The 10,213-nt window shown below is 45.6% G+C and carries 11 protein-coding genes; 7 read left to right on the plus strand and 4 right to left on the minus strand.

Translation table 11 applies throughout. The annotated features are described in order from the left end of the window. Positions 1 to 461: 461 nt before the first annotated feature. Positions 462 to 1,004 carry a hypothetical protein gene (locus tag QUA16_RS33795; RefSeq protein ID WP_333108858.1) on the minus strand — a complete coding sequence of 181 codons (543 nt, stop codon included), beginning with the start codon at positions 1,002 to 1,004 and terminating at the stop codon, positions 462 to 464. A 357-nt stretch (positions 1,005 to 1,361) separates the two neighbouring features. On the opposite strand from QUA16_RS33795, the gene rfbB reads away from it, so the two are divergent. From rfbB to hpsJ-A, 4 genes are all read left to right on the plus strand, one after another. After that, complete coding sequence (rfbB, locus tag QUA16_RS33800) at positions 1,362 to 2,468, plus strand: dTDP-glucose 4,6-dehydratase (protein WP_333108860.1); 1,107 nt, start codon at positions 1,362 to 1,364, stop codon at positions 2,466 to 2,468. A 386-nt stretch (positions 2,469 to 2,854) separates the two neighbouring features. Beyond that, on the plus strand, positions 2,855 to 3,706 hold the full coding sequence (gene crtA / locus QUA16_RS33805; protein WP_333108862.1) for a cyanoexosortase A: 852 nt from the start codon (positions 2,855 to 2,857) through the stop codon (positions 3,704 to 3,706). After that, positions 3,706 to 4,374 (plus strand): cyanoexosortase A system-associated protein, encoded by a 669-nt coding sequence (locus QUA16_RS33810; protein ID WP_333108864.1) that lies wholly within the window; start codon positions 3,706 to 3,708, stop codon positions 4,372 to 4,374. The genes crtA and QUA16_RS33810 overlap by 1 nt, the downstream gene beginning before the upstream one ends. A 178-nt stretch (positions 4,375 to 4,552) precedes the next feature. After that, the gene (gene hpsJ-A, locus QUA16_RS33815; RefSeq protein ID WP_333108867.1) at positions 4,553 to 5,230 is read left to right on the plus strand and encodes an HpsJ-like protein, cyanoexosortase A-associated; all 678 of its coding nucleotides are present in this window, start codon (positions 4,553 to 4,555) and stop codon (positions 5,228 to 5,230) included. Between the two features lie 256 nt (positions 5,231 to 5,486). Here the strand turns inward: hpsJ-A and QUA16_RS33820 are convergent, their stop codons facing one another. From QUA16_RS33820 to rpaB, 3 genes are all read right to left on the minus strand, one after another. Then, the gene (locus tag QUA16_RS33820) at positions 5,487 to 6,119 is read right to left on the minus strand and encodes a hypothetical protein (RefSeq protein ID WP_333108869.1); all 633 of its coding nucleotides are present in this window, start codon (positions 6,117 to 6,119) and stop codon (positions 5,487 to 5,489) included. A gap of 123 nt (positions 6,120 to 6,242) precedes the next feature. Then, positions 6,243 to 6,905, minus strand: coding sequence for a cofactor assembly of complex C subunit B (locus QUA16_RS33825; protein WP_333108873.1), 663 nt, complete (start codon positions 6,903 to 6,905; stop codon positions 6,243 to 6,245). A gap of 115 nt (positions 6,906 to 7,020) precedes the next feature. After that, positions 7,021 to 7,752: a response regulator transcription factor RpaB gene (rpaB, locus tag QUA16_RS33830; RefSeq protein ID WP_071587789.1), complete on the minus strand. Its 732-nt coding sequence runs from the start codon at positions 7,750 to 7,752 to the stop codon at positions 7,021 to 7,023. A 163-nt stretch (positions 7,753 to 7,915) separates the two neighbouring features. Between rpaB and radA the strand changes: the two genes are divergently transcribed. The 3 genes from radA to QUA16_RS33845 all read left to right on the plus strand — a co-directional run bounded on the left by radA (position 7,916) and on the right by QUA16_RS33845 (position 10,161). Next, complete coding sequence (gene radA, locus QUA16_RS33835) at positions 7,916 to 9,472, plus strand: DNA repair protein RadA (protein WP_333108875.1); 1,557 nt, start codon at positions 7,916 to 7,918, stop codon at positions 9,470 to 9,472. Between the two features lie 45 nt (positions 9,473 to 9,517). Then, positions 9,518 to 9,829 carry a type II toxin-antitoxin system prevent-host-death family antitoxin gene (locus QUA16_RS33840; RefSeq protein WP_333108877.1) on the plus strand — a complete coding sequence of 104 codons (312 nt, stop codon included), beginning with the start codon at positions 9,518 to 9,520 and terminating at the stop codon, positions 9,827 to 9,829. A gap of 128 nt (positions 9,830 to 9,957) precedes the next feature. Further along, positions 9,958 to 10,161: a hypothetical protein gene (locus tag QUA16_RS33845; protein WP_333108878.1), complete on the plus strand. Its 204-nt coding sequence runs from the start codon at positions 9,958 to 9,960 to the stop codon at positions 10,159 to 10,161. Positions 10,162 to 10,213: the final 52 nt, after the last annotated feature.

Below are 10,213 nucleotides of genomic sequence, written 5' to 3' on the forward strand. Positions count from 1 at the left end.
TATAATATTTTTGACTTTTTTTGATTGTCTCACTTTTTGACCTCAAATTTCCTAAGTATTTTTACTTATTCATTCGGACCTAGCAATGTACTATACTATGTAGTGTTATTGAAGTGCGGAGTGTGGGTTGGTATGAGATTGATGATGGTAGCAAGAGTTTTTTTAATTGATATTAATTCAGCGCTCGTTTGCTGAGCCGGAATATGATATTGTGTGCGCTCGATTCATCTGTCTATTGTTTGCAGTGCTTCGCGATCGCAGTGATATCAATTCCGGTAACACTCATACAGGATGGGGAGTGGGGAGTGGGGGAATGTGGAATTGCGCGACCTTGACTTTATCATTCCCCTGCAACCGGAAACGCAATGACAAGAAATTGTAGGGTAGATAATTTAAACTCAAAAAACCTCCAATCTTGCAAGATTGGAGGTGCGCTAAGCGAATACTTTGGTTTGAGATAACTATTTGAGGCTCGCGCTTTGGACTTGTTCGATCGCAATTTCAGAACTCAACTCAGCAACTGGCGAAACAGGCAAATCCAGCTCGCCGCCTGGAGCTTCTGGGTGTTCGCGAACGACCAAAACCGCATCTGCTGACTCAGCTACAGCACCCGCCGACGCCAAATCGAGCAAGGCAGGAACTTCCATGTGTCCACAAACACCTGCATCTGCGATCGGAGCCGGCTCTTCAAAAACTTCAAAATTATCGGTCATCGCAGCGCAAGCAGCAGAAGCGCGCTTGCCGGCACGGTAGCTCATGTAGGCCGCACCGCCACCCAAAACTCCAGCCAAACCTAGGAAACCGAGAGCTGCTGTTTTGTATGATTTCCACGGATTAATGCGCTCCGAGCCGCCGGAACCTAGGATCGTTGTCGCAGAACCAGATTTAGCCGTGCCAGATTTGCTGTAGGAACAGGGGAAAGCAGATGCGGCGTCACCTATGGCGATGCTGCTTGCGATCGCGAGGACGGAAGCAATGCCAGCTAACACTTGAAACTTCTTCATGGCGTTCTGCAGATTGTAAAGGATAATTAAAAAATTAATGGTAACAGCTCTTTACAAATCTATCAACTCAGCGCGCCGCCCATATCGCGGCTCGATCGCAAATGTCAACTATAGCCTCACCCAATTCAAATTTAAAATTGCCCACTTAAAAATATGCAATGCTTGATATGTAAGCGTTTGGACTAAGATAGGGGTAGAATTTCCAGTCAGGTGATCCAAGAGTTCGATCGCGCCCACATTAGAAAATCTGAGGTGAGACAGTAGAAATTTTAATTACAGAGCGGCAAACACTTGGTGACAAACTACTTTTAAGGCTACTTTTGTAAAGGCTTAGTTATTGGAATAACTCTTATTTTTATGACAGACAACGCGAATCAAGGCATTGAGCGATCCCATCGCCGATTGTTGGTGACGGGCGGGGCTGGATTTATCGGCTCGAATTTTGTGCATCACTGGTGCAGCAGCTATCCGGGCGATCGAGTAGTCGTACTCGACGCTTTAACCTACGCCGGAAACCGACAAACCCTGGCTACTTTGGAAGGAGGCGAAAATTTTCGGTTTGTGCAGGGGGATATTTGCGATCGTACCTTAGTCGATACCTTGCTCAAAGAAGAAAACATCACCACAGTCGCGCACTTTGCCGCAGAATCCCACGTTGACAGGTCAATTATCGGGCCCGCAGCCTTTGTTCAAACAAACGTTGTCGGAACCTTTACACTGTTAGAAGCCTTCCGCAAGCATTTTGAAGCAATTGATGAGGCATCTCTCAAAGCACAAATGCGCTTCCTCCACGTTTCTACCGACGAAGTTTACGGCAGTCTCGGCCCCGATGACCCAGCCTTCACAGAAACAACTGCCTACTCGCCCAACAGTCCCTACTCAGCCTCCAAAGCTGGCAGCGACCACCTCGCCCGCGCCTATTTCCACACCTACGGCGTCCCGACAATTATCACCAACTGTTCAAACAATTACGGCCCCTATCACTTCCCAGAAAAGCTCATTCCATTAATGTGCATCAATATGTTATTGGGCAAACCGCTGCCAGTATACGGCGACGGTCAAAACGTGCGAGATTGGCTCTACGTTCTCGACCACTGCCGCGCTTTAGATGCCGTTATTCACCGTGGTCAGCCTGGGGAAACCTACAATGTTGGCGGCAACAACGAGGTAAAAAATCTCGATTTAGTAAAAATGCTGTGTCAGCTAATGGACGAATTAGCTTCTGATTTACCCGCCCGTCCTTGCGAACAATTGATCGCATTTGTCAAAGACAGAGCCGGGCACGATCGGCGTTATGCTATTGATGCCACCAAAATTCAAACAGAGTTAGGTTGGACTCCCTCAGTAACAGTGGAAGAAGGTTTGCGACAGACTGTAGAATGGTACTTAGCCCATCGGGAGTGGTGGGAACCCCTGCTTTCGGAGGAATATCAAACTTACTACCGGAAAGTCTATTCTAACTAATCTACTCCTGGACGCACGGGCTACCACAAACCCGATCCAGTAAAAAACTGGTTTTCCAGCTCAAGAGTGCGTCCAGAAAGGTTTCTGTCTTGCCTTCAAGCTTGACATTTAAACTCGTGGCGCAGAAACCGGGTTAGAGAAAGGAAAATTTTTAGTTGCGTGCGATCGATCAGAGTTAAAAAACCTGTTTTCTTTGGTCTTTGCTCCTAACTTCAGAATTAATTGGGTGAAGGTACTTATCACACATATTTACTCTTGTCAATTTTTGTGAAGATTTAGTGAAAAATCATCCCAAACGCATAAATTTAAGTGTTTGTAGCTGATAATTTTAATAGAGTTACAGGATTAAGCATTTTAGAAGCTTTTAGTCAAAACAAAAAGCAGCAATGACCGAAATAAACTCGCTCAAGCACATCCAAGAACCTAAATACTGGCTGTTAGGCATCGCCTCCGGTTTGATTGCCATACACCTAACTCTGACTGCCAGAACAAACGACACTGACCTGTTCGGTACAATGTTACTGTTTTGGGGAGTCGTAGCATTTCTCATTTGGGAAAGGCACGAATCCTTAACTTTTGAAAGCGGCATTTTCGCCAGCTTTTTTGGGACAGCGTTAATTGCTTTAATATTGCTCAAAAGTTCCTCGATATCGGGATACGACTTTTTTATCAGAGCAACGCCTTTTTTGTCGGCAATTAGTCTGGCATTGCTGGCTTCCGGCACAAAAGGACTGAAACAATATTGGCAGGAACTTCTAATTCTTGGCTATACAGCTATTCCTCCAGGATTGATCGGAGTATTCGTTGATGTCGCCCTATTAACAGCAAAATTTTCAGCTTTCCTCCTCCACTATCTAGGATTTGAAGTGGTGCGAAAAGGGGTTGTTCTCATCCTGGAAAAGGGCAGCGTGGAAGTATATCACGGCTGTTCCGGCGTAAATGGGATGCTACAATTGTTAGGACTAGCTCTGGTTTTCTTACTGATGTTTCCTACCACTACGGGTCAGAAAATTGTATTGCCATTCGTGGCAATAATTACTGCATTTGTAGTGAATGCCGCGCGAGTTGGTCTCCTCGCCGTGCTGGTATCGCTATCTCAACCCGCAGCATTTAAATACTGGCACGAAGGAAATGGTTCGGTAATATTTTCGATGATTGCTGTATTTATTTTCGGGTTATTCTGCTGGTTTGCAATTTTGAAAGACCAACCCCCAAATAAGGAAGGACAGAATTGCTAATGGCTATTACCTCTTGGAAACCACTTAGGCTTTCCCTGTTGGCTGTTACTTTGGGAGGCGTTTTGTTGGTTGCCGGAAAATTGGTTTTCTATCCATCGGACGGCCAGCATGTGGCAACCCCGTTTGAGTTTCCCGAGTCGGTGCCTTTAGCGGATTGGAAACTAAACAAGAGCGTGCCTCTGGAAATTAGGGACAATTCAGGATTCAAAGCTGCCAGGAAATATGAATATCAAAAAAATAGCAGGGTTCTAGAAATAGAGATGCGGTATGCGGTAAACACCATTGGAGATGTGGAAGGTATGATGAAGGGACATACTATTCTCAAGTCGTATCCTGGTAAACTAGCATTAGTAAACACTCAAGGCGCGGGGTTTCACGGAATTTTGCAACAGCAAAATCGACTGTATTTGAGTTCGTGTATCAATCCTAATGGCAGTGCTACAGTAACTTCCCAACAGTTTAGATATAATCGAAATACTCGCGATTGGCAGCCAAACCGTATTCTGTTTTGGTTGTTGGGTAGGGGAAATATTCAAGACCGGCGCTGTTTGTGGGCTCAGATGTCTGTGCCTTTGGATAAAACAACTCCAGAAGATGCCAAAAAAATTCTAGAGAATGCTTGGGTTTCTTGGTATGAGTGGTGGCAGCCGCGATTCCCCGAGCCTTGACTCGATTCAGTCGATTTTAGCTTTTAGCTTTTAGCTTTTAGATTTACTCCACAGGTGAATCGGGAAGCTGGAACAAGAGTCTAAAATTTTTGACTCTCCACGACTGTTGTCGGGGGCTTGTATCCGTTCTTGGGCGGGGTCAAGAGACATTTTTCTTAACAACAACTCTGATTATTTTATGAATGACTTACAAGGCGAACAAGGTTTTTCTATCTACAGACTGCGTTGGATTGGCTACGGTCTATTAATTTTGTCTGTATTAGATACGATCGCAGTTCTTATACCAGCCAATTTTGGCAATCGCCTCTGGGAATTGCAAACGATTGGGGCTGTAGTGGAACGGGTTCCCGTTCCTTTACTGGCAATGGCGCTGATATTTTTTGGCGAAGGGTACGACCGCAGAGGTTTGGAAGAAGTTTTTTTGAAGGTTTTGTCTTGGGTTTGTCTGCTGCTAGGTCTGGTTTTTCTGTTGATGCTGCCTTTGGGAATTTTTGGCACTATCTACGTCAACAACCAAAACAACCAGCAAATTACTACTCAAGCAAACCAACAATTAGCTCAGTTGCAGCAGGTGGAAGATCGGCTCAATAAGGGTAGTCCTGAAGATTTAAGGAATTTGGCGGGGGAACTTACTCGTTTGGGGGTACAAGCGGATACGCAAAACCCACAGCAATTGAAAGAGCAAATTCTTTCGAGAATTACTCCGGCTAAGGAACGGTTACAGACGCAAAGTGCTGCTGTTCAGCAAAGTCAGCGCTTGGGGTTATTTAAAAATGCTGTTAAGTGGCTGCTGGGCGCGCTGATTTCTAGTGTTTTGTTTTTTACACTGTGGCGCGGTACTGACTGGGCTCGGTAGTAGTTTTGAGTTGTTAGTTTTCAGTTAAATGTAAGGTGGGTAATGCATTTGTGTCAACAACCAGGTCCAAGGTAGTATCAGACTTTTGTGTGAGGATTAGTGCCTAGATCCCCCCTACCCCCCCTTCCGAAGGGGGGGACAAGAGCATTTTCGTCACCCCCTACTCCCCTTATTAAGGAGATTTAGGGGGAGCGAGACTCAGCTACAAGCGAGCTATATGGACATAACTAAAAACAAGTAAGTATAGTTTAACGCGCTACTTTGAAATTGGAATAGTCCGACTTTTAGTCTTAATATAAATAATTTTTGTTTTAGCATCCCGTTCAAGGCTGGGAGTTCTCGATGTTTTGTTATAATAATAGTCTGCATCCTCTAAATAGTCTAAAGGACTAACCGCGTAGCAATCACAGCGGATACCGAAGCGATCGCATTTGCCAATTACATAAAAATTATCGTTGTCCATTGCTATTCTCAAGCCTAAGTTGTATCTGTAATCGTCAAATTCTGCACTGGTAAGGTGCTCATAGTTGACAAATAACTGTGAAAAAACACTCGACACCGCGATCGCCAAAGCTAGCACAGACAACCCAATTGTAGCCCAGGTAGTAGAGGATTTTGTCTTCTGCGTTGGTTCACAAAGCGGAACAACCATGAGAATCAACACCAGCAGCAAAATTATGCCAGTCAGCGGTATGCCTGCATGGTTGTAAAAAAGCACTGCCCAGTAAAAAACAGCGATCTTGTCGATTGGCACATCACTTTTCAAATCGCCTTGCAAGTTAGCTGGTTCCTGTCCTAAAAACCCAGATATGCTAATCGACACTGCCAGCACCAGAGCACCGATACCGAGCAACATTGTCCAATTTTGCCAGCCAGTTTTTTGTGTCACTTTTGAGTTTTACAGTGGATTGTAGAATGGATTAAGAATTTACAGCTTATTCCACGTTTATGAAGGACACCGCGCGATCGATCTATCCCCGTCCACAGGAGGGACACTCCAAGAGCCGTGTCCCTACAAACCTGGAATAAGCTGTAAATGCTGGCTGAGGGTATTTTCTAGTTTTTCGGCAATGCCTTCAACCCAGTTTTCATCTTGTTTTGTATAGCTGCGGGGCGCGTTAGCACCTAAAATTAAAACGCCTTGATTGCCGATGGGCTGACAGATGACTCCTTGAGTGTTTTCTGGCAAATAGTCAAATTCTATTTTGCCGGGATAAATATTGAGATTTACTAAATAAATTGGCTTGTTTTTGTCAAAGACTCGCTGCAAAATTGGCCCTGGTTTGACTTCTGAATTGACGCCTAAAATGCCGCGTCGCAATAGGACTTTTCCTTGATACAAAATCACGATCGACCTTGTGGCGGTATTTGTCAACAGCAAACGCGACGCCCAAGCTAATTCTATTTTGACAGCATCCGGCAAATCCGGCGCAAATTCAAAACCTTCTTCGCCGATAAGTTTTACGGAATCGGGCGATCGCGCTTGCACCTGTTGCCACAGCAAACCTGTTAAAATCAGCAGAGCGCTGATAATTACTCCCAAAGCGTCCGATCGAGCTTGAGAATCTGTAATTTGCTCTGTCAGCAACCGGTTTACCATTAGCAGCGTACCTGCTAACCCTCCTGCAACTAAGGGCAATTGCCGCAAAACTCTATTTGGATCGGATTTTGTCATTAGTCAGTAGTCATTAGTCATTAGTCATTAGTCATTAGTCATTAGTCATTAGTCATTGGTAGTTGGTACTTCACCTACTGCCAACTGCCAACTGACTACTGACTACTGACCAAATTTACCCTACTTCTCCAATTTCGACAATTCGCTGGAAGAGATAGCCGGTGCCGCGGGCGGTGAGAATTAATTCGGGATTGCTGGGGTCGTCTTCCAACTTTGCCCTCAGCCGCGAGATGTGAACGTCAACTACGCGGGTGTCTACGTGGCGTTCTGGCGTGTAGCCCCAGACTTCCTGCAAAATTTCCGATCGCGAAAAAGGCTCTCCAGAACGGCTGACAAGCAGTTCTAACAGGCTGAATTCCATGCCCGTGAGCCGAATTCGTTCGTCGCCTTTGTAAACTTGGCGCTTGTTGGTGTCAATCCTGATATTGGTGACGTGGATGACTCCGGAACTGGGAATCCCCGATGCGCCGTTTTTGTCAACCCGGCGCAGTACCGAACGGATGCGGGCTTCGAGTTCTTTGGGAGAGAAAGGTTTGACGACGTAATCGTCGGCGCCCAATTCTAAACCGGTGATGCGATCGGCTACGTCTCCCAAAGCAGTTAGCATGATGATGGGTACGTCTGACTCTTTACGCAACTCCTGACAGACGCCGTAACCGTCTAGCTTCGGCATCATCACGTCCAAAACCACTAAGTCGGGTTCGGTGTTGCGGAATGTTTCGAGAGCTTCTTCGCCGTCAGCAGCGGTGACGACATCGTAGCCAATCATGGAAAGGCGAGTCTCCAGAATGCGGCGGATACTGGCTTCGTCATCAACTACCAGAATTTTTTCTTTATGGTTTTCCAAGTTACCGAGCACTCCTTAAGTTACATTTCAGATAATGTTAATTTTTTGTACCCTATCATAGAGGACACAAATTGAATCATGGGCGGCGATCGGTCTGAAAGCTTGATAATTGCTTTAACTCAGACTTTTCCAAATTTTAAGGGTGACTATTTATCATAAAACAATGCCTAAGCCTCGAATACAATATATTTGTCGGGAATGCGGCTATGATTCACCACAATATTTTGGCAGATGTCCTAGCTGTCAGAAGTGGGATTCTTTTGACGAGCAGTTAGAGCAACCTACTGCTGGTGTGCCGCGGGCTGGTTTAACTGGGGTGACAACTAAGACAGTGGGCGGTTCGCCCCCTGATAAGTCGAAGGGTCAACCAAGGGTCTCTTTCAGATTATCGCAGATTTCCGACCAAACTCAGTCTCGCTGGCCTTCTGGTTACGGGGAGCTCGATCGAGTTTTGGGAGGCGGGATTGTGCCGGGATCGCTGGTGTTGATTGGGGGGGAACCGGGAATCGGGAAATCGACGCTGCTGTTGCAGGTGGCGAATATGTTGGCCCGCAAGGATCGGATACTGTATGTGAGTGCGGAGGAGTCCGGCCAGCAGGTGAAGTTGCGATCGCAGCGTTTGGGCGTGGCTAATCCGGTTGATTTGTCAAGCAACGGCGGGCATAAATCTGGCAGTAACGGGGAAGCTAAAAAGGATTCCGAGGACAATTCAGCGGAGAATTTCTATTTGCTTCCAGAGACGGATTTAGAAGTTGTTTTGCGGGAGTTAGAAGCGCTGAAACCGAATGTGGCGGTGATTGACAGCATCCAAACTATTTATTTTGCTAGTTTAACATCTGCTCCGGGTTCGGTGGCTCAGGTGCGGGAATGTACTTCGGCTTTGATGCAGGTTGCGAAAAGGGAAAATATTACTTTATTTATTGTCGGTCACGTTACGAAAGATGGAGCTTTGGCGGGGCCGAGGGTTTTGGAACATTTGGTAGATACTGTACTGTATTTTGAGGGCGATCGCTTTGCTTCTCATCGACTTTTGCGATCGATGAAAAACCGTTTTGGCGCTACTCACGAAATTGGTGTTTTTGAAATGGTAGCCAACGGTTTGCGAGAAGTAGATAATCCGTCTGAGTTATTTTTAGGGAATAGAGATGAATTTTCTCCGGGTACTTCGACGACTGTTACTTGCGAAGGAACTCGACCGATTTTAGTGGAAATTCAGGCGTTAGTCAGCCCTGCAAGTTTCGGTTCGCCGCGCCGCACTACTACTGGTGTGGACAATGCTAGATTGCAGCAAATTTTAGCTGTTTTGGAGAAAAGGGTGGGGATTCCTTTATCTAAATTAGATGTAATTTTGGCGACGGTGGGCGGGTTGAAGGTGGATGAACCGGCGGCGGATTTGGCAGTTGCGATCGCCGTTGTGGCCAGTTTTCGCGATCGGGTGGTTGATGCACGCACTGTTTTGCTTGGGGAAGTTGGTTTGGGGGGACAGGTGCGGCCGGTTTCCCAATTAGAGTTGCGGCTGAGGGAGGCTGCGAAATTGGGTTTCAAAAGGGCGATTATTCCTAAGAATCAACCGGTGCCGGAGTTAGGAATGGAGATTATTCCGGTGGCGAAGGTAATCGATGCAATAATTGCGGCGATTCCGGCTACACCGGCTCAGTTGCAGTCTGGTGATTTAGAGTTTCAGCCTGTAGATTTGGAGGAAGAGGATTTATCTAATTGAGTTAAAATGGTGATGTTGTAGATTGAGATTAAGGAAGCACAAGTTATGTATAAAGTAGACATTATTGAGGCCAAAGAAAAGCTTCGGGAATTAATCGCAGCGGCGATGAGAGGCGAAGAATTGGCGATTAGTAAAGATAACGAGCCTGTTGTAAAATTGGTAGGAATACCGCCAGCTAATAAGAAGCGCTGGCCATCCAAAGCTGGGAGTGCTAAAGGAATGGTTTGGATGTCCGATGATTTTGACGAACCGCTAAGCTGTTACGCATTTAAATTGGAAAATCGGGACAGGCTAGAAGCCCGTCCGACAATAGTTTTATTGATTTTTGACACACAGTTTAAATGTAGAACAGCTTAGAAGAGTTTAAGGAGTATATGGAATGAGGTTGTTGTTGGACACTTATGCCTTTATTTTGATGCTTATGCGCGGCTGTGGTGAATTAAGTTAGTGCAAAAATAAAGAGGCAAAAAGGAGGTAATAGCAACGTGAGCGTTAGATTACATCCCCATGCTCAAGCACGATTGATTGAGCGAGGTGCAACTGAGGCAGAAGTAATTGCTACTGTTGAAAGTGGCACAACTTTTCCGGCTCAATTTGGCAGAACCGGATTTAGGCGCAACTTTTCCTTCAATGCTGAGTGGCAGGGAAAAGTTTATGCTATGAAGAATCCCCAGACTGAGTTTATGTAGTGTGAGATTTATGAAGCTTATAGATTATGTTTTTTTACAATTTGAGATACGT

Origin of the sequence: Microcoleus sp. S13_C3, assembly GCF_036700905.1 — a bacterium.
Classification (GTDB): Bacteria; Cyanobacteriota; Cyanobacteriia; order Cyanobacteriales; family Microcoleaceae; genus Microcoleus.